Genomic DNA, 18,449 nt, shown 5'->3' with positions numbered 1-18,449 from the left:
GTAGAGTGCTCGCATGTTGGGCCCACGATTCACTGCCGCCCTGAGCCTCGCCATGCGACCATGGGTCAACTTGAAAGGCTTGGAAGACCTGGGAGAGTGCGTGGACGAGCGGGGCGGCTACCTGACCATCAACCAGGTCCGAGCCCGCCTAATCGCCGCTGGCTTTCGCGACAGTGGGCAAACCATTCGCCGCCTCGTGGACTCCGGCCATTTCGGCACCGAAGGCGTCGACTGGTACCTCACCGAACGGGGCCGGTACCGGATGATCGGCACCGAAGCCGTCAACCGACTCATCGCCCGCCGGCGCCGCGGCGAGCAGGACAGGAGGCAACACGTGCCCGATCCCGCCACCACACCCGAACCCAGCCCCGTCGTCGCGGGCGTCGTCACCAGCCCCCTGGGCGTCCTCATCGGCCGCCGCCACGACGGCAAACCGCTGTGGACCCTCATCGCCGGGGAGATCGAACCCGGCGAAAGCGCCGCCGACGCGGCAGTCCGCGAGGTCAAAGAGGAAACCGGGCTGACGGTCGAAGCCGCAGAGCGGGAGATCGGCCGGCGGGTACATCCAAAGACGGGCCGCACCATGATCTACCTGGCCTGCCAGCCCACCGGACGCCTGGACGTCCATGTCGGCGACGAAGACGAACTGGCCGAAGTGCGGTGGGCGCCCCTACCGGAGGCGCTGGAGCTGCTGCCCGGCCTGTACGAGCCGGTGCGCGCACATCTGGAGCAAACTCTGGGCTGACCGGGCTGATCCGGCGCGTCGAGGGCGGCTACCCGTTGCGGGTGGCCGCCCTCTCCTGCTGCCACGCCTCCCACTCCGGGACGGCCCACGCCATCTCGCAACACCCGTCCGGGCGGCACTCCCCACACCGGCCGCCATCCCGATGCCAGGACACGATCACAGCAGCCAGGCGGGCCACCTCGGTCGCGGACGGCTCGTCACACATGCTGGTCACAGGCGTCCCCCGGCTTGTGGTTGGGCGGTGGGGTGCCGGGCGGGAGGCGCCACAGGGGGGAGCTACCCCGCCCGGCCAGAGGGCCCCAGGCTGCTGACGAGAGACCCAGCCGCAGCCTTGCATGCAGTGCATGCAGAGTCAACAGAGCATGCACCGTCTGTCACCGCCGGTGGGATGCTCGGGGCGCTGACGAGAGGCGGCCCCACCATGCCCAGACAACCCGTCTACGCCCAGGTCATCGACGACATCACCGCATCCATCCGATCCGGGACGCTCCGACCGGGCGACAAACTGCCGAGCATCGCCGACCTGTGCGTGCAGTATCGGGCGTCGCCGCAGCCGATCCGGCTGGCGCTGCGCCTGCTCGACGAGCGGGGCTGGATCGAGGTGCACCAGGGCCGAGGATCTTTCGTGGCGCCCCGCCAGCCGGATGCGTAGATGGTGACAGTTGTCGGCCTTGCACGGCTGGTCGTGATAGTCAGATAGCGGACAGGCAGCCGATCAGGCGTCGGCTATGTCCGACATCGATGCAAGATCCCCGCGAGTTCCACGACACCTAATACGTGTGTACGACTTGCATAACGTGAATTTGAAGAGCAGATTAAATCCCCTGCACAGAGATCCGCACGGCAGTCCCATCCGTGGGACCGCCACCAACCGGGGGAGGTGGCCACCATCCAGCAGTCACACTCTCCCATAGCAGACCGGGGACCGCACCGCCAGCGGCAACCCTCGGGAGGCCGGCGCGCACCCCCCGTCCGACCTCCGATCATGCCCCTCCCCAATCTCACCTTGATCGGAGACACCGTGAATTCCGGCAAGACCGACCAAGCACGTCGGGCGCGAAATAAGTACACCGCTGCCAACATTCTCGTCGTGGCTGCTGTCCTATTCTGGGGTACCTACGCTCTCAGCGCCCTCTGGCCTATCCATGGCCACATCCGCCCGGGTGTCCTAGCCATCGCCGGATGGCTCGCCATCATCAGCCTTGCGATAACCGTTCGCCAGGTCGCCGGCGAGAGACCTACGAACGAAGCGCCCCCATCTACGGACGCTGACGTTCCCACGTCGCGGCCTCAACTCCCTGGTCGGATTTCTCGGGCGACCCAGAGATCTACTCGCCGCGGCGCGACAACCCAGGTCGACGATCGGGCGGTTACCGCCCTCGAAGAGGCCCTCTTGCAGGGCTACGCGGAGGGATACGTCGACGGGTTCGCCCGCCGCGGCGAAGGGACCGGAACGAGCTGACTTCCCCTACCACGCCCCTATCAACGCGTCAGGCCCCCTCGTTCGAGGGGGCCTGACCTGTCGTGGAGGAGATCCACAAGTGGGGTGACTGATGGGAATTGAACCCACGACAACCGGGACCACAACCCGGTGCTCTGCCAACTGAGCTACAGCCACCATGCCTACGCCCCGGTTACCCCGGGCGGCGCGGATCAATAATAGCCCCACTCCCGCCCGACCCGTCCAGTGGGTTCGGCCGCACGACGCTACAGCTCCGCGGCGATCGCCTTCGCGCTCTCCACATCCGGCCCGGGTAGTGGCACGAAGACCGTCCGCCGGTAGTACTCCAGCTCCCGGATGCTCTCCCGGATGTCGGCCAGCGCCCGGTGCGCGAGCCCCTTCGACGGCTGCCCGAAATACACTCGGGGGTACCAACGCCGGCAGAGCTCCTTGATCGAGGAGACGTCGATCATCCGGTAGTGCAGGTGCGCGTCGAGGCGCGGCATGTCCCGGGCGATGAAGCCCCGGTCGGTGGCGATGGAGTTCCCACAGAGCGGGGCGGCGCGGGGATCCTTGACATGGCTGGTGACGTAGTCGAGAACCAACTGCTCCGCCTCGGCCAACGTCACCGTGGACCGGCGGACCTCGTCGGTCAACCCCGACTTTGCGTGCATCGTCGCGACGATCTCGGGCATCGCGTCCAGCGCCGCGTCGTCCGCGTGGACGACCACGTCGACCCCGTCGCCGAGCACGTTGAGATCCGGGTCGGTGACGAGCGCGGCGACCTCGATCAGCTTGTCTCGGCCGAGATCGAGGCCGGTCATCTCACAGTCGATCCAGACGAGAAGATCTGCCACCGGCACAGCCTACGCGCAGCCGAGAGGCCCGCGCGTCGCGCACCGCGCCGGGGCGCTCCCGCTAGGGTTTCCCCGTGCCCGCCGAACCCGTCGCACCGCTCGCTGTCACCGACGACGGCGACGCCAGCGGCCGTACGGTCCGCCGGATCGTCGCAGTGCTGGCGCTGGCCGCCGTGCTGCCGGCGCTCTACCTGCCGGGACTCGTCCACGACTTCTTCGATCTGAAGATCTACATGCGGGCGATGGACTGGTGGGCGGCCGGCAACCCGCTCTACGACTACGTCCAGCCGGACCGGGTACAGGGTTTCCTCTACTTCACGTACCCCCCGTTCAGCGCGCTGCTGCTGCGCCCGTTCGCTCTGCTGCCGCTCGGCGCCACCGTGGCGATCTTCACGCTGCTGACCGGGCTGGCGGTGGCGGTCACCACCCGCTGGCTGGTCGAGCCGGTGATCGTCCGGCACCACCTGCCTCGCGTGTTCACGCTCACCGTGGCGGTGCTGCTGGTCCTCGCGGTGGAGAGCACCCGGGAGACCATCACCTTCGGGCAGATCAACATGCTGCTGGTGGTGCTGATCCTGGCCGATCTGCTGTTCGCCGCACCCCGGAACGGGCGCTGGGCCGGCGTCGGCGTCGGCCTGGCGACGGCGCTCAAGCTCTTCCCGGGCATCTTCATCGTCTACCTGCTGGCCACGCGGCGGTGGCGGGCGGCGGTCGTGGCCGGCGCGACGGCGGCCGCGGCGACGCTGCTCGCGGCGGCGGTCGCACCCCGCGACTCGTGGCGGTTCTGGACCCACGAACTGTGGGCCACGGACCGGGTCGGCCGCACCGACTACACCGGCAATCAGTCACTGTTCGGGCTACTGAGCCGCCTCACCACACCACAGGAGCCGAACCGGCTGCTCTGGCTGGCCCTGGTCGCACTGGTCGCCGGGTACGGGCTGTGGCGGGCGGTGCGGGCTGCCCGGGCCGGGGACGCACTCACCGGCCTCACCCTCACCGGCCTGGTCGGCGCGCTGGCCAGCCCGATCACCTGGACCCACCACGTCTACTGGTTCGTCCCGGCGGTGGTGGTGCTGGTCGACGCCGCCCTCGCCGCCACCGGGGGCGAGCGCCGCCGGCTGTTGACCGCCGCCGTCGGCACGACCGCCGTCATCGTGTACGGAGTGGTGTCGTTCCAGGACTGGGGCATTGCCCAGGCACCCACCGACTCGGTCGGCGAGTTCCTGGTCCGCAACGCATATGTGCTGATCAGCCTGCTGTTGTTGATCGGCCTGCCAGTGCGGACGACACCGACCGTCCACCGCCAAAACGGATAAACTTCCCGACTAGCTCTCTTAACCGCTAATCTGGACTTAACTGCCACAACAAGGCTGTGGTAGCACCGATCCCCCGGTGACGGCGGCCCTCCGTGTTGACGGCACGGAGGGCCGCCCGTATCCCGCCCCCGTTCTACGCTGGCCTGGACAGCTACCGCGCACCGGGTGGCACTACCCGGAGATCTGAGGTTCAGCGGCCCGGACCGGCCGGGACGGCCGGGCGTAGCCGGCCCACCGGCGATTCTCGCCGCACCGCCTGCCCCGGTGACGCCAGCACCTCGGGTGCGAGAACCGATGTCCGCGGCTCGGGGGACGAGACCGGCTCCACCGACGAAACCTGCTCCGCAGGCGAAACCGGCATGGCCGACGAAACCGGCACGGCCGACGAAACCGGCTCCGCAGGCCGGACACCCGCCGCGGGCCGGGCTGGCTCGGTCGGCTGGGCCGGCCCAGCCGGCTGGGGTACGGCGCCCGATGGCTCGGTGGGCGGCCAGGCGAGGACGAGGTCCACCTCGGACGGCCGCAGCGACGCGACGCAGCGGGCACCACCCCGCCCGCGCCAGACGTCGTCGTCACCGCCCCGCGGCCCCCCGTCGGATCCGGTCGGCTCGCCCCCGTCCCGCCTTCCGACCAGGTCCGCCAGGGTCGCCGGGCGGCCAGCCCGCGTCGGCCCGGTGCCGGGCCGACCAGCCGGAGTGGGCTCGATCGCCGGGGGCCCACCGAGCGGGGCACCGACCGACATCAGTTGGCGGGTGGGTGTCACGGCCGGGTCGCCGTCCCGGGTCGGCGCGGCGCCGAGCCCGCTCAGCGAGGTCACCCCGAGCCGGCCGGCCAGGACCGGCACCTGGTCCGGCTCGACCACGAAGACCACCTCACGCGGGCGTACCGGCCGCAACAGCAGGAACAGGGCCGCCGCAACGAGCAGCACGCCACCGGACAGCAGGCCGGCGGTCACCGGAGCCGCCCAGCCCGCGCGCAACTCGGCGCGCAGATCCAGGGTCAGGTCCGCCCCAAGCGCGGCGCCCGCGACCAGCGCCGGCACTCCGACGACCAGCAGCAGCACCCCGCCGAACACCCGCACCATCCGCATTGGCCTCGTCCCTCTCCGTAGCCGGACACCCGGCCGACCTTACCGACACCGACCGTCCGACCAGGGGATATCCACGGCACCGGCCACAGAACGGGGCCAGCCCGCCGGAGAGGTCCGACGGGCTGGTGCGCGGGAGCGGGGCGAGGGTCACGCCCTGGCCGCCGGCTCCCGCCGGCTCCGGGCGAACGCCAGCCCACCGAGCACCAGGCCGCCCAGGCCCGCCACCAGGCCGGCGACCCCGAGGCCGGTGGCCAGCCCGGCGTCCTCGGCGTCGTCGTCCGCCGCGGTGTCGGCGGCGTCGGCCGCAGGGGCGGTCGACGGTGAGGCGGATGTCAGCGTGAGCACCGGCGCCGGACTCTCCGGTTCCGCACCGCCCGATTCCGGGACATCGATCCACCGCACGACGGTCCCGTCCGAGTACGTCTGAAGCGACTTGAAGACCATCTGGTCCGCCTTGGGCAGCGGACCCATCGAGACCGGGAACTCCTGGAAGGTCCCGGGCTCGATCACCGCGTCGGGGTCGGCGGTCCAGGTCAGCTTCGACACCGCCTCGGTGAGCTGGCTGCCGTGCATCTCGACCGGCTGGTCCAGCTTTCGCTTCTCCACCGTTACGGTCCAGCCGGGGACCGACATGGTCGAGACCGAGCCGACCGGTGCGTCCTCCGGCAGGAAGACCTCGACCTTCGTGGTGGACGCCGTGTCGCTCTCGTTCGGCACCCGGAAGGCGAGCCGGGCGTAGTCGCCCTGCGTCGCCTCCGTCGGGTTCACGGTGACGTGCGCCGACGCGGGCGCCGCGAAGCCAATCACAGCGGCGACGACGGCACCGACCGCGAAGGTGGCGGCGGCCGTTGTGGTACGCCGGTAACGGATCATGAAGTGATTACCTTCCCCTAACGGACGGGCACGGTGGCGGTCACCGTGCCCTGGTCGATCTCGGACGTGCGGACCGTGATGCGCAGCTCCCACTCCCCCGACGTCGGCAGGTTGATCTCACCGGTGGCGTGGTTGTCGGTCAGCGGAAGCAACGGCACCTCGATCGGTTCGATTCCCGCCGCCGGCAGCCCGGCCGTGGCACGCCACTCCGCCACCGGCTGCGGACGGTTGTCCGGGGTGTACGCGTAGAAGTGCACCGAGTTGTTTCCCCGCTCGGCCGGGTCCACCTCGACCTGGAGGGAGAACAGCGGGCTGGACAGGGTGGTGGAGAAATAGCCGTCCCCGACGCCGGCGGTGTCGTCCGCCGCGGTCCGGGCCGGGGTGGTCTGCACCAGCGAGGCCGTCAGGCCGAGGATCACCGCGGTGATCGCCAGCTCGGCCCAGATCGCCCGCCGCACGGGCGCGGGTCGGCCGGCGGTGGTCCACCGGCGCACCAGTGCCCGGGAGTACGCGGCCACCACGATCACCAGCGCGAACAGCCCGATCTTGCCGAGCAGTAGCTGACCGTAGGTGGTGCCGACCAGGGCGCTCGGGGTGGCTACCTCGATCAGGGCCTGCACGGTGCCGGCGAGCAGCAACGCGGACACGGCCAGCGCCGCCCAGCGGGACCAGATCGGCAGGATCGCCCCCAGTTCCCGTTCGTCCGCCCGGGGCAGCAGGAAGACCGCGAGCATCACCAGCCCGCCCAGCCAGACCGCCATGCTGCCCAGGTGCACGGCGTCGACCACGACGGAGACGGCCGGGGCCGGCGACGCGGCCGGATGCCCGGCCAGCGGCCAGGTCAGCAGCGTCGCCGCACCGAGGATGCCCAGGATCACCACGTCGGTGCGGCCCACCGGTCCGGCCAGCAGCGGGCGGAGCAGGAACGCCGCCGCCGCGAGCAGACCCAGCCGGACCAGGTGGGTCGCGCCGAACAGGCCGCCCAGCACGGTGCTGAACCCCTCGCCGGTGACGTCGAACACCCCGCCGCCGACGGTGTAGGGCACCTGAAGCCAGAGCGAGGCCAGGGTCGCGAACGCCACCAGGCCCAGGCCGGTCCACGCCAGGCGGGTGGGCCCGCGGCGGGACAACCGGCGCGGCCAGAGCGCGGCGAGCACCAGCGCCGGGCCGACCAGGAGCAGCAGGCCGACGTACCCGAGGTATTTGGTGACCTTGACCGCGGCGCCCACCACCGGGTCGGCGCGGCTGTCGTCCCCGGTGTCCACCGGCGGCGTCGACGGGGCGCCGACCGAGTACGTGAACGCCCCGGAGACCGGGTGGCTGTCGGCCGAGATAACTCGGTAGGTGACCAGGTAGGTGCCGCGGTCGCCGGCCGGGTCGACCGGGATGGTGACGACGGCACCGTCGAAGCTGGGCTCCCCCCGGTCGGCGCGCGAGCCGTTGGGCGCGATGACCCGGATCTTGCCAGGCACCTTGCGGACGGACTCGCTGAACGTGAGGACGACTTCGGCGGGCCCGCTCGGCACCACGGCCGACGCGACCGGGCTGCTACTCACCAGCACCGCGTGGGCGTTGGCGGGGCCAGCCGGAGCGATCAGCAGGGCGACGAGGACGACCAGGAGGCCGGCGGTGCCGATGAGCCGGGCGAACCAGCGGCGGAGGGCGGCAGTCATGCCGGCCATGCTCGCCCAGAACCCCCCGCCACGCCCAACCCGGACCGCGACGACACGACGCTCTCGGTGCCGGCGGCCACCGCCGCGAGGACCGGTGCGGTCAGATCCGGCACCGCCCCCGGCTGGACCCGGACCAGCCGGGTGACGTGCTCGGCACGAGCCAGCGACACCCGACCCGCCGGGCAGCCACCGGCGTGTGCGTCGAGCGTCGCCGACGCCACGGACACCTCCTCACCGTCGAGCCGCGCCGAGCGCGCCTCGCGAACGTCCTCGCAGGTCACGAGCCTTTAGTCGGCTCCGAGCCGGGAAAAGTTCCCGACGTGGCGCAGACCATGGAAGGGCCGAACGGCCCTCCCACCGCCCAGCGCTCCGCGTAACCTGGACTGTCGTGATCCCCGCCCCGCGCGCCGATCTCGTCGAGGCGTCCGACGAGGCGCTGGCCGGTTAGCAGGGAACCTCCGCGGGACGAGGAACGACCAATGACCATGACCGCAGCCCCGAGCACCCAGGCCGCCCGCTGGCTCGCGATACGTCCCTGGATCGGTGTCGCCGCCCGGCTCGGCCTGGCCGCGGTGTGGCTCATCGCCGGGGCGTCCAAGGTCGGTGACCTGGCCGCCTCCGGCCGGGCGGTGAACGCGTACCAGATCCTTCCGTACGACGCGGCGACCGTGGTCGGCGCCGCGTTGCCGTTCGTCGAGCTGGCGCTGGGGGTGCTCCTGCTGCTCGGGCTGGCCACCAGACTGGGCGCCGGCGTCTCCGCCGCACTGCTGGTGGTCTTCGTCGCCGGCATCGCCTCCGCCTGGTCGCGCGGGCTGGCCATCGACTGTGGTTGTTTCGGCAGCGGCGGGCAGCTCGCCGAGGGACAGGCGCCGAGCTACCTCCCGGAGATCCTCCGGGACCTGGGATTCCTGGCGCTGGCCGGGTTCCTGCTGATCTGGCCCCGCACCCCGTTCTCGGTGGACGGCTGGCTGACGGGCGAACCCGCCGTGGAGGACGAGGATGAGTAGTCGCAAGGGACGCAAGGACGCGGCCCGGGTCGTTCGCGAACAGATCGCCCGGGAGCAGCGACGCAAGCGGACGCTGTGGGTCTCCGTCGGTGCCGTCATGGTGCTGGTGATCGCCGGTCTGATCGGGTGGGGCGTCTGGTCCAGCCAGCGCTCCGACGAGTTCACCCCGCCGCCGGGCGCCAACGACGCCGGCACCGGCATCGTCTTCGGATCCGGGCCGGCGACCATCGACCTGTACGAGGACTACCTCTGCCCGGCCTGCAAGCAGTTCCAGCAGGTCAGCGGGGAAACGATCGACCAGCTCGCCGACGAGGGCAAGGCGCTCGTGGTCTTCCACCCCGTGGCTTACCTCAACCGCTTCTCCACCACCGAGTATTCGACCCGCGCGTCGGCCGCGGCCGGCTGCGCGTCGGCAGGTGGGAAGTTCCGTGAGTTCACCGGGATACTCTTCGAACGGCAGCCGCCCGAGGGTGGCGCCCAGCTCAGCAACGGACAGCTGGTCGACATCGGGGTGGAGGTCGGTCTGGACCGCGGCACCTTCGGCTCCTGCGTCAACGACGGGACGTACCGGGCATGGACCGAACACGTCACCGCGGAGGCGAGCCGGTCCGACGTCACCAGCACGCCGACCATCCTGGTGAACGGGCAGCCGGTCGCCGACCGCTCCCCGGAGGGCATCCGCGCGGCGGTGGAGGCGGCCGGTTGATCCGTACCCTGCTCACCCGTGCGGGCCTGGTGCTCGTCGGCGCGGTCACCGCGACGCTCGCGCTCGCCGCGCCGGCCGCCGCACACGGCGCGGACGCCCCCGACGGCACCGACTACCGCACCGCGGTCACGGGCGTCACCCCGGCCCGGCCGGGGCTCACGGTACGCGCGGTGGAGGCGGGTGCGCGGCTCGAGCTGACCAACACCGGGGCCCGACCGGTCGAGGTGATCGGCTACTCCGGCGAGCCGTACCTGCGGATCGGCCCGGACGGGGTGTACGAGAACCTGCGCTCCCCCGCAACGTATCTGAACCGGACCCTCGCCGGGGACACCCGGATCCCGACCGAGGCGAACCCGGCCGCCCCGCCGGACTGGCGGCGGGTCGACGAGTCGACGACGGCGCGTTGGCACGACCAGCGGGCGCTGTGGCTCGAGTCCACGCCACCGCCGCAGGTGCGCGCCGCCCCGGACCGGGAGCACCGGGTCCGGGACTGGGGGGTGCCGCTGCGCGTCGACGGCGACCCCCTGGAGATCCGCGGCACGCTCGACTGGGTGCCACCGCCGGACCCGTACCCCTGGTGGGTGGCCGTCACCGTCGGCCTGCTCGCCGTGGCCACGCTGGGTCTGCTTCCGGCCCGGTCACGGCCCGGCGGGCGGGCCCTCGCCGGGTTGGGTGCGCTCCTGGTCGCCGGCGGGATCGCCGCCGTGACGTACATCGTGGGCCGGGAACTGGACGCCGGGGCGGAGGGGATCGGCGGGCTGCTGCAAGGGCTGCTCGGCGGCCAGGTCTGGCCGCTGGTCACCGGGCTGGGCGCGATCGCGGCGGGGGTCTACGCGCTGGCCCGCCGGCCGGCGGGCGAGTTCGCGGTGGCGCTCGCCGGGGCGTGCCTCGCCCTGTTCGCCGGGGTCGCCAACGCGGCGGTGTTCACCCGCTCGGTCGCCCCGGTCCCCTGGCCCGCCACGACCGCCCGGGTGCTGGTCGCCGCAATCCTGATCACCGGCGCCGGCGCGCTGGCAGCCGGCGCCCTGCGTCTCCACGCCGCCCCCCGAACCCCCACCCCCCGAACCCCTGCCTCCCCCTAGTCACGCCGGCCCCGGCCAACCCCGCGATCATGCGGTCCCGGTCGCCGGATCAGCCCGACGTGAGGCTGTTGCCACGACGGAGAGCGCACGATCGCGGTGGGTCAGCGCGAGGTGAACCGGTGCGGGGTGAAACCGTAGGGGAGTTCCAGGCGGTGACGGGACAGGAGGTTCTCGTCGGCCAGAATGTCCGGGGTGGGGCCGTCGGCGACGACCCTGCCCGCGTCCAGGATCACCGAACGGTCGCACAGCTCCAGCGCGTACGGCAGATCGTGGGTGACCATCAGCAGGGTCACCGGCAGGCCGCGCAGGATCCCGGCCAGCTCGCGGCGGGCGGCCGGGTCGAGGTTGGAGGAGGGCTCGTCGAGCACCAGGATCTCCGGGTGCATGGCGAGCACGGTCGCCACCGCCACCCGACGCCGCTGCCCGAACGACAGGTGGTGCGGAGCGCGGTCCCGGTGCGCGCTCATCCCGACCGCGGCGAGCGCCTCGTCCACCCGGGCCGCCAGCTCGGCACCACGCAGCCCGAGGTTGGCCGGACCGAACGCCACGTCCTCGGCAACGGTCGGCAGGAACAGTTGGTCGTCCGGGTCCTGGAAGACGATGCCCACCCGGCGGCGCACCTCGCCCAGCGTGGCCCGCTCCTGGCTGACCGTCAGGCCGCCGACGGTAACGCTCCCCTCGGTGGGGGCAAGGATGCCGTTGAGGTGCAACACCAGCGTGGTCTTGCCGGCCCCGTTCGGTCCGAGCAACGCCACCCGGTCACCGCGCGGCACCGTGAGGTCCACCCCGTGCAGCGCGACGTGCCCGTCCGGGTACGCGTACCGTACGCCGCGGACGTCCAGGCTCGGAGTTGGCTGCACGCCTGCGATCATGTCAGGACCAGCGCGGTGACGGCGACGCCGGCCGCCACCACCGGCACCGTGGCCGCGACCGCCCACTGCCCGGCCGTTGCCGCGCCGGCGCCCCGCCACACCGCCGGCATCCGCCCGGTGTAGCCACGCGACAGCATCGCCAGATACACCCGTTCACCCCGCTCGTACGCCCGCAGGAACAGCGCGCCGACGCCGGCGGCGAGGCCGCGTAGCTGCCACACGAAGCGCGGGTCGTCACCCCGGGACATTCGGGCCACCCGCATCCGGCGGGCCTCGCCGATCAGCACCTCCAGGTACCGGAGCATGAACGCGGCGATCTGGGTGAGGATCTGCGGGCAGCGCAGCCGGTCCAGGCCAACGATCAGGTCCCGGGTCGTCGTGGTCGCGGCGAGCAGCAACGACGCGAGGACGCCCAGGCTGCCCTTGGCGAGGATGTTCCACGCCCCGTACAACCCGTCCTGCGACAACCGCACACCGAGAACCTCCACCCGCTCACCCGCGCCGAGGAACGGCAGGGCGAAGGCGAACAGGACGAACGGCAGCTCGATCAGCGAGCGGCGCAGCAGCCAGCCCGGGCCGACCCGCGCGGCCGCCGCGACGACCGCGATGAGCGCCGCGTACGCCCCGAAGGCCCAGAACGCCTCCGGGGGGTGGCGACCACGGCGAGGGTGAACGCCACCATCGCAGCGATCTTCACCTCGGGCGGGAGGTGGTGCACCGGTGAGCCGGCTTCCCGGTAGAGCACGTGGTGGTGGCCGGCGCCCATCGTCGTACCCTCAGCGCGCCCGGCCGGCGGGGGTCTGCTCCGGCGCCGCGTCGGCGACCTCGGTGGTCCTCGCCCCACGGCGGCGCACCACCCAGAACGCGCCACCGGCCACGGCGAAGGTGAGCAGGACGCCCAGTACGCCGGAGAGCCCGGTGGCGACGTAGGGGTTGTCGATCCCCGCGACGCCGTAGTCGGCCAGCGGACCGCCGATCTCGTGCTCCCGCTCCTGTTGCGCCGGGCAGCTGCCGCCGGTGATGTTGTCGTCGGCGTCGAACGTGCAGCCCTCCCGGAGCGACGAGTCCAGCCCGTCCGGGTGTGCCGAGGCGAAGTTGCTCACCACCCCGGCGAGCAGCAGGGCGACCAGCAGTCCGCCGATCAGGAAACCCTGGGAACGGGTCTTCACCGAACACCTCCGACAGCCGGGACGGTCGCCGCCGCGACCGGTTTGCGGGCGCGCAGCGCGTACACGAGATCGGGCCGGACCCTTGCCACGGTGACCACCGTGGTCGCGGTGATCAGACCTTCGCCGATGCCGATCAGCAGGTGGGAGACGGCCATCGTGCCGGCCAGACCGGCGAGGTTGCCGCCGAGGTCGGTGGTGCCGCCGAGCTGGTACTGCACGACGAAGCCCATGGCGGCCACCAGCACGCTGAACAGTGCGGAGACGAACGCGGTCACGGCAAGCCCGCCCGTGGTGCGCGGCAGGATGCGCAGCAGCACGGCGATCAGCAGGTACGCGGCGGCGGTGCCGAGGAGCGCCATGTTGGTGATGTTGGGGCCGAGCATCGCGACGCCGCCGTCACCGAAGACCAGCGCCTGCACGATCAGCACCACCGCCACGCAGAGCGCGCCGACCCAGGGGCCGACCAGTATCGCGGCGAGCGCCCCGCCGATCAGGTGACCACTGACCGCCGCCGTGAAGATCGGAAAGTTGAGCATCTGCGCGGCGAAGACGAAGGCCGCGACCAGACCGGCCAACGGCACCAGCCGGTCGTCCAGGTCCTGCCGGCCGCGCAGGACACAGAACGTCATCGCGGCCAACGCGATCGCCGCGAACACCGCGGCGACCGGGCCGTTGATGATCCCGTTCGAGATGTGCAACGCCAGGGTTTCCACGCGACCTCCCACGCGTCGGCGGGCCCGTCCACGCCGGCGGGGCCAGCCTATTTTGCCCAGGCCGCTGTTGCCAAGATCTGGCAACAAGCCATGGTCTCGATCACGGTGGCCACCTGACAGCGGTCTGGAACACGGCGAACCTGAAACATCGACCTCCGGACGGGGTTGGCGTCCCGGCGGACCCGCACCGGCCGCCTCGCCCTACCCGTCCACGCCGCAACGGGTAGGGCGGCAGCGGGCGGTCACGGCACGTCCGAAGGCGAAGCCGACGCGGCGGTAGGGTCAGGGCCATGACCGCGCCTGCCCGTCTCGCCCCCGGCGATCCCGCCCCCGAATTCAGCCTCCCCACCGACACCGGCAACCCGCTCTCACTGGCCGACCTGCGCGGCCGCCGGGTGGTGCTGTACGCCTACCCGGCCGCGATGACCCCCGGCTGCACGAAGCAGGCCTGCGACTTCCGCGACTCACTCGGCTCGCTCCAGGCCGCCGGCTACGAGGTCGTCGGCATCTCCCCGGACAAGCCGGAGAAGCTGGCGAAATTCCGTGCGCGCGACGCCATCACCTTCCCGCTCGTCTCCGACCCTGACAAGGAAGTCCTCACCGCGTACGGTGCGTACGGCGAGAAGCAGTCGTACGGCAGGACGGTCACCGGCGTGATCCGCTCGACCTTCGTCATCGACGCCGACGGTAAGATCGAGCGGGCGCTCTACAACGTCAAGGCCACCGGCCACGTCGCCAAGTTGCGCCGCGACCTCGGCTTGGACTGACCTGTCCGGACGTGGTCTACGATCCGTAGGCCACGTCGGCAACCGTCCCGTCCGCAGGCCGGGTCGTCGTCCGGTGCACCGGCCGTGGAGAATGAGCACCAACGCGGTGAAGGGGCCGTAGCCCAACTGGCAGGAGGCATGCGGTTTAGGTCCGCACCAGTGCGGGTTCGAGTCCCGCCGGCCCTACTTCTCCGCTTCTGGTCGCTCCCACGTTCTCTGGTCGCTGGCGGAAACACTGGTTCACGCAGCTCAGCTTGGTGCCGGGTTCCCGCGCGCGGCTCGGGCTGGGGCGGGTGTAAGACGCGTCACCATCCCGGTCTCCGAACCTGCCAAGCGGTCAGGATTGCGCCGTGGCACTGCGCTTCGTCCTCGATCCCGACCTGACCCCCGAACTACGCGCGGAGATCGTCGCGCTCTGGGTCGACGTCAGCAACGCTGGTGGCGCGGTGGGCTTCGTCCCGCCGGTGACGCCCGCCGACGTCCACCGTCTCGCCGGCCCGACCTTCACCGGGATCATCGACGGCCCGGACCGGCTCCTGGTCGGGTACGCGGCCGAACGGCTCACCGCCATGCTGATCTTCGGCGACAACCGCTTCCACCTGAAGACACACTGGTGCGTCCTGAAGCGGGTGATGGTCCATCCGGACACCCAGGGCCGCGGGTACGGGCTGGACCTGATGCGGGAGGCCGAACGCGTCGGCCGCGAGCTGGGCCACGAGGCGCTGCACCTGACCGTCCGGGACGGGCTGGGCCTGGACCGGTTCTACCGGCGGCTCGGCTATCGGGAGATCGGGCGGCTACCCGGAGCGCTGCGGGTGGCAGCGGGAGACGACCGGGACGAGATTCTGATGTGGCGGAATCTGACCGGGACCTCGATCGACGGGGCCGCGACGACGGCCGGACGTGCGCCCGCCCAGGCGGTCAGCCGGCCGGATCAGTTGGCGCGGCCGGATCAGCAGGCGCGGGCGGCGGCGGGCCGGGCGGGGCCGCTGTCGGCGTAAGCCCGAGGGCACCCCGTCACGCGTCGGCATTCAGGTCGTCACCGATGGCGACCCGGCCCGTCGTGATCGGTACGAGGTTCAGCCCGAAGATGAGCCTCCGCCCAACGCTCCGGTACCGGCTCAGCGTGCGCAGCGGCTCCTTGCCGCGCACCCCGGTCTCCTGGTCGGTCGTGGTGACCACGCAGCGGGCGCACGGCCCGGCGGCCTGGAGGAAAACCTCCCCGATCCGCAGTTGCCGCCCGGCCCAGGTGTCCTCCGCCCAGGCCGGCGCACCCTCGATGACCAGATTCGGGCGGAACCGGGTCATCGACACCGGCGACTCCCCGGCGTCGGCGAGCCAGCCGTTGAGCACCTCGAGAGAGGCCGCGTTGGCCAGCAGCAGCGGGTAGGCGTCGGCGAAGCTGACCTGGTCCCCGGTGTCGTGCTCCCGGTCGCCGGCGGGAATGTGCCGGGTGGGCCGGGCCAGCCAGACCAGGCGGACGGGACGGTCGAGGAGCGTGCTGAGCCACACGTCTGCGGCCGGCCCGGCGGGGAGCGCGGGTACCGGCAGTTTGCGGCTGCGGAAGGTGCGCACGGGAACCGGGTCGCCGGCGGCGGGTTCCGGGACGTCGAGGTCGGGCTGGCCGGCGGCGCGCAGTTCGAGGCCACCGTCGTGGGCCACCGCGTGCAGCGCGACGAGGCCGGCGACCTCGCGTTGGGTGACGCCGATGCCGGCGGCGTCGACGATCATCCAACGCCGGTCGCCGGCCAGGCCCCAGGGCCGCACCTCGGCGCCGTCGTGGTCGAGCCGGTGACACCCTTTGACCGGATACGTGTGAATCGCGCTCAGCCGCACCGGCTCACCATGCCACGCCGATGCCGTCTCCGGGTACCAGGGGTCGGCGGGCGTCTCCCGGTAGGCGGGGAACTTCCGTCCGGTGCGCGCCCGGCGTGCTGGGCCAGGACGTTGCCGATACGCACGTCGTCGGCGAGCAGGACGGCGCCGCACGGTCGGACCTGGCGATCCCTGCCGGCCAACGCTGCTCGTACGGTGGCCTTCCCAGACGAACTGGCCGCTCTGGCTAGACTTCAGGATCGTGCTTCCTACGGTCACGGAGGTGTTCCGCGGCGGAGGTCGCTGAGCAGACGGGCGGCGCCGGGCCGGGTTGGCTGTCGCAGACGACACTCCCCGCCCTCGCGTCGCCTCCCTACCCGCCCGACGGCTCGGTAGCCAGCATCTGAGCGAGGGCCGAGTGCCAGTCCGGGAGCGGCTGCAGGCCGGCAGCGGCCCAACGGTCGTGAGCGAGGACACTGTACGACGGTCGGGGGGCAGGGCGGCGGAAGTGGTCGCTGGTGGCCGGACGAATGCGGTCGGGGTCGAGTCCACGCAGGGTGAACACGGCGCGCGCAAGGCCGTGCCAGGTGGTTTCACCTGAGGCGGTGCCGTGGTAGACCCCGGACGCGGCGCGGCCGGCGATTCCGGCGTCGGCCAGCGCGACGAGCTGCTCGGCCAGCGCGTACGACCAGGTGGGTTGCCCCCGCTGGTCGTTGACCACGTCGAGGTGTTCGCGCTCGCCGGCCAGTCGCAGCATGGTGGCGACGAAGTTCGGTCCGTGTTCGCCGTACAGCCAGGCGGTGCGCACGACGTAGCCAGCGTCGGGCAGGAGCCGACGGACGGCGAGCTCCCCGGCGAGTTTGCTGCGCCCGTAGGCGTTGACCGGCGAGGTGGGAGCGTTTTCCGGATACGGCTCGGTGGCGTCGCCCGGGAAGACGTAGTCGGTCGATATGTGGATCATCTGGGCACCGGTCGCGGCGCAGGCGTCTGCCAGATAGCCCACGGCGTCGCCGTTGACCGTGGTGGCCGCTCGCTCCCGGGTTTCGGCGCCGTCCACATCGGTCCAGGCTGCGGCGTTGATCACGACGTCATGGCCGGTGACGGCGGCTCGGACCGCCGCCGGGTCGGTGATATCGAGGTCGGCGCGGGTCGCGGCCGTGACCGACAAGTCACCCCGGGTTCGCAGGACGGCCAGCAGGTCCCGTCCCAACATCCCGCCAGCGCCGGTGAGCAGCAGCCGGGTCATCCGGCGGCCGGGGTGGTGGTCTTGTTTTTGAGGGGCTGCCACCAGTGACGGTTGTCGCGGTACCACTGGACGGTCTGAATGAGGCCGTGGTCCAGATCGATGCTGGGGGTGTAGCCGAGCTCGTTGCTGATCTTACTGATGTCGAGGGAGTAACGACGGTCGTGGCCCTTGCGGTCGGCGACCGGCACCACCCGGTCCCACCCGGCTCCACAGGCCTCCAGCAGCCGGCCGGTGAGTTCCTTGTTGGTCAACTCGGTGCCGCCGCCGATGTTGTAGACCTCGCCGGCCCGCCCCCTCTCCTGGACCAGCGCGATGCCCCGGCAGTGGTCGTGCACGTGCAGCCAGTCTCGGACGTTGTCGCCGTCGCCGTACAGCGGTACGGTGCCGCCGTCTAGCAGGTTGGTGACGAACAGGGGAATGACCTTCTCCGGGAACTGGTACGGCCCGTAGTTGTTCGAGCAGCGGGTGACCACCACGTCCATGCCGTGGGTGCGGTGGTACGCCAGTGCCAGCAGGTCCGAGCCGGCCTTGGACGCCGAGTACGGCGAGTTCGGCGACAGCGGCCACTCCTCGGTCCAGGAACCCACGTCGATGGACCCGTACACCTCGTCGGTGGAGACGTGCACGAACCGGGCAGTCCCGTGCCGCAGCACGGCGTCGAGCAGGGTCTGGGTGCCCAGCACGTTCGTGGTGACGAACGGCGCGGCTCCGGCGATGGAGCGGTCGACGTGCGACTCGGCGGCGAAGTGCACGACCACGTCGTGACCCGGGGTGACCTCGTCGACGAGGGCAGCGTCGCAGATGTCACCCTGCACGAACCGCAGTCGCGGATCGTCCCAAACGGCCGTGAGGTTGTGTAGGTTGCCGGAGTAGGTCAGCTTGTCCAGCACTGTGATCGCGGTCGGCGCAAGCTGCGAATCCCCCGCTCTGGCACCGTCCGGCGCCCCCAACAGCATGCGCACGTACTCGGAACCGATGAAGCCGGCGCCGCCGGTGACGAGGATCCTCACGGGTCCGGAAGTCTACGCGATCGGACCTCGTTGTCTGGTCGCATCACCGACACCGGCACCGACGGCT

18 protein-coding genes, 2 tRNA genes and 3 pseudogenes are annotated in these 18,449 nt (G+C 71.6%); 9 read left to right on the top strand and 14 right to left on the bottom strand.

Features of this window, described 5'->3' with window-relative positions:
• Nucleotides 1-100: 100 nt before the first annotated feature.
• Nucleotides 101-745 (top strand): NUDIX hydrolase, encoded by a 645-nt coding sequence (locus QTQ03_RS25180; RefSeq protein ID WP_289280212.1) that lies wholly within the window; start codon nucleotides 101-103, stop codon nucleotides 743-745.
• A gap of 28 nt (nucleotides 746-773) precedes the next feature.
• Here QTQ03_RS25180 and QTQ03_RS25175 read toward each other — a convergent pair whose 3' ends face one another.
• Nucleotides 774-959: a hypothetical protein gene (locus tag QTQ03_RS25175; protein WP_289280211.1), complete on the bottom strand. Its 186-nt coding sequence runs from the start codon at nucleotides 957-959 to the stop codon at nucleotides 774-776.
• Between the two features lie 207 nt (nucleotides 960-1,166).
• Between QTQ03_RS25175 and QTQ03_RS25170 the strand changes: the two genes are divergently transcribed.
• On the top strand, nucleotides 1,167-1,397 hold the full coding sequence (locus QTQ03_RS25170) for a winged helix-turn-helix domain-containing protein (RefSeq protein WP_289280210.1): 231 nt from the start codon (nucleotides 1,167-1,169) through the stop codon (nucleotides 1,395-1,397).
• An 890-nt stretch (nucleotides 1,398-2,287) separates the two neighbouring features.
• Here QTQ03_RS25170 and QTQ03_RS25165 read toward each other — a convergent pair.
• Together QTQ03_RS25165 and orn are read right to left on the bottom strand one after the other, a co-directional pair.
• Nucleotides 2,288-2,363, bottom strand: a tRNA-His gene (locus QTQ03_RS25165).
• 89 nt (nucleotides 2,364-2,452) lie between these two features.
• Entirely contained in the window at nucleotides 2,453-3,049 is a 597-nt protein-coding gene (gene orn / locus QTQ03_RS25160) for an oligoribonuclease (protein WP_289280209.1), read from the bottom strand.
• 68 nt (nucleotides 3,050-3,117) lie between these two features.
• Between orn and QTQ03_RS25155 the strand changes: the two genes are divergently transcribed.
• Nucleotides 3,118-4,359: a glycosyltransferase 87 family protein gene (locus tag QTQ03_RS25155; RefSeq protein WP_289280208.1), complete on the top strand. Its 1,242-nt coding sequence runs from the start codon at nucleotides 3,118-3,120 to the stop codon at nucleotides 4,357-4,359.
• Nucleotides 4,360-4,990: 631 nt separating this feature from the next.
• On the opposite strand, the pseudogene QTQ03_RS25150 reads toward QTQ03_RS25155, so the two are convergent.
• The 4 genes and pseudogenes from QTQ03_RS25150 to QTQ03_RS25135 all read right to left on the bottom strand — a co-directional run.
• Nucleotides 4,991-5,449, bottom strand: a pseudogene (locus tag QTQ03_RS25150) (hypothetical protein); the annotation flags it as partial.
• A 147-nt stretch (nucleotides 5,450-5,596) separates the two neighbouring features.
• Complete coding sequence (locus QTQ03_RS25145; protein WP_289280207.1) at nucleotides 5,597-6,322, bottom strand: YcnI family copper-binding membrane protein; 726 nt, start codon at nucleotides 6,320-6,322, stop codon at nucleotides 5,597-5,599.
• A 17-nt stretch (nucleotides 6,323-6,339) separates the two neighbouring features.
• Complete coding sequence (locus QTQ03_RS25140) at nucleotides 6,340-8,004, bottom strand: copper resistance CopC/CopD family protein (protein ID WP_289280206.1); 1,665 nt, start codon at nucleotides 8,002-8,004, stop codon at nucleotides 6,340-6,342.
• Nucleotides 7,992-8,276 carry a hypothetical protein gene (locus QTQ03_RS25135; protein ID WP_289280205.1) on the bottom strand — a complete coding sequence of 95 codons (285 nt, stop codon included), beginning with the start codon at nucleotides 8,274-8,276 and terminating at the stop codon, nucleotides 7,992-7,994. The genes QTQ03_RS25140 and QTQ03_RS25135 overlap by 13 nt, the downstream gene beginning before the upstream one ends.
• Nucleotides 8,277-8,474: 198 nt before the next feature.
• On the opposite strand from QTQ03_RS25135, the gene QTQ03_RS25130 reads away from it, so the two are divergent.
• The 3 genes from QTQ03_RS25130 to QTQ03_RS25120 are packed head-to-tail and all read left to right on the top strand — an operon-like array spanning nucleotide 8,475 to nucleotide 10,790.
• A complete protein-coding gene (locus QTQ03_RS25130) occupies nucleotides 8,475-9,002 on the top strand; it encodes a MauE/DoxX family redox-associated membrane protein (RefSeq protein ID WP_289280204.1) in 528 nt (175 codons plus the stop codon).
• A complete protein-coding gene (locus QTQ03_RS25125; protein ID WP_289280203.1) occupies nucleotides 8,995-9,708 on the top strand; it encodes a DsbA family protein in 714 nt (237 codons plus the stop codon). The genes QTQ03_RS25130 and QTQ03_RS25125 overlap by 8 nt, the downstream gene beginning before the upstream one ends.
• Nucleotides 9,705-10,790 carry a hypothetical protein gene (locus QTQ03_RS25120; protein WP_353890614.1) on the top strand — a complete coding sequence of 362 codons (1,086 nt, stop codon included), beginning with the start codon at nucleotides 9,705-9,707 and terminating at the stop codon, nucleotides 10,788-10,790. Before QTQ03_RS25125 ends, QTQ03_RS25120 begins: the two co-directional genes overlap by 4 nt.
• Nucleotides 10,791-10,891: 101 nt before the next feature.
• On the opposite strand, the gene QTQ03_RS25115 is transcribed toward QTQ03_RS25120, so the two are convergent.
• The 4 genes and pseudogenes from QTQ03_RS25115 to QTQ03_RS25100 all read right to left on the bottom strand — a co-directional run bounded on the left by QTQ03_RS25115 (nucleotide 10,892) and on the right by QTQ03_RS25100 (nucleotide 13,544).
• The gene (locus QTQ03_RS25115; RefSeq protein ID WP_289280202.1) at nucleotides 10,892-11,662 is read right to left on the bottom strand and encodes an energy-coupling factor ABC transporter ATP-binding protein; all 771 of its coding nucleotides are present in this window, start codon (nucleotides 11,660-11,662) and stop codon (nucleotides 10,892-10,894) included.
• Nucleotides 11,659-12,428, bottom strand: a pseudogene (gene cbiQ, locus QTQ03_RS25110) (cobalt ECF transporter T component CbiQ). Before cbiQ ends, QTQ03_RS25115 begins: the two are co-directional and overlap by 4 nt.
• A gap of 10 nt (nucleotides 12,429-12,438) precedes the next feature.
• Nucleotides 12,439-12,831 (bottom strand): PDGLE domain-containing protein, encoded by a 393-nt coding sequence (locus tag QTQ03_RS25105; RefSeq protein ID WP_289280201.1) that lies wholly within the window; start codon nucleotides 12,829-12,831, stop codon nucleotides 12,439-12,441.
• A complete protein-coding gene (locus tag QTQ03_RS25100) occupies nucleotides 12,828-13,544 on the bottom strand; it encodes an energy-coupling factor ABC transporter permease (protein ID WP_289280200.1) in 717 nt (238 codons plus the stop codon). Before QTQ03_RS25100 ends, QTQ03_RS25105 begins: the two co-directional genes overlap by 4 nt.
• Nucleotides 13,545-13,834: 290 nt before the next feature.
• Between QTQ03_RS25100 and bcp the strand changes: the two genes are divergently transcribed.
• From bcp to QTQ03_RS25085, 3 genes and pseudogenes are all read left to right on the top strand, one after another.
• A complete protein-coding gene (gene bcp, locus QTQ03_RS25095) occupies nucleotides 13,835-14,311 on the top strand; it encodes a thioredoxin-dependent thiol peroxidase (RefSeq protein WP_289280199.1) in 477 nt (158 codons plus the stop codon).
• Between the two features lie 111 nt (nucleotides 14,312-14,422).
• Nucleotides 14,423-14,497, top strand: a tRNA-Leu gene (locus QTQ03_RS25090).
• Nucleotides 14,498-14,661: 164 nt separating this feature from the next.
• Nucleotides 14,662-15,177: pseudogene (locus QTQ03_RS25085) on the top strand (GNAT family N-acetyltransferase); the annotation flags it as partial.
• A 151-nt stretch (nucleotides 15,178-15,328) separates the two neighbouring features.
• On the opposite strand, the gene QTQ03_RS25080 reads toward QTQ03_RS25085, so the two are convergent.
• The 3 genes from QTQ03_RS25080 to rfbB form a co-directional block, all read right to left on the bottom strand.
• Nucleotides 15,329-16,147, bottom strand: a complete 819-nt coding sequence (locus QTQ03_RS25080; RefSeq protein ID WP_289280197.1) for an MOSC domain-containing protein — start codon at nucleotides 16,145-16,147, stop codon at nucleotides 15,329-15,331.
• Nucleotides 16,148-16,499: 352 nt separating this feature from the next.
• Nucleotides 16,500-17,372, bottom strand: coding sequence for a dTDP-4-dehydrorhamnose reductase (rfbD, locus tag QTQ03_RS25075; protein ID WP_289280196.1), 873 nt, complete (start codon nucleotides 17,370-17,372; stop codon nucleotides 16,500-16,502).
• Complete coding sequence (gene rfbB, locus QTQ03_RS25070; RefSeq protein ID WP_289280195.1) at nucleotides 17,369-18,382, bottom strand: dTDP-glucose 4,6-dehydratase; 1,014 nt, start codon at nucleotides 18,380-18,382, stop codon at nucleotides 17,369-17,371. The genes rfbD and rfbB overlap by 4 nt, the downstream gene beginning before the upstream one ends.
• Between the last annotated feature and the right edge of the window lie 67 nt (nucleotides 18,383-18,449).

This window comes from Micromonospora sp. WMMA1363 (genome assembly GCF_030345795.1).
In the GTDB taxonomy this organism is placed as follows: domain Bacteria; phylum Actinomycetota; class Actinomycetes; order Mycobacteriales; family Micromonosporaceae; genus Micromonospora.
Note: the sequence above shows the minus strand (reverse complement) of the source record. Positions and strands in the feature narration are given on the sequence as shown.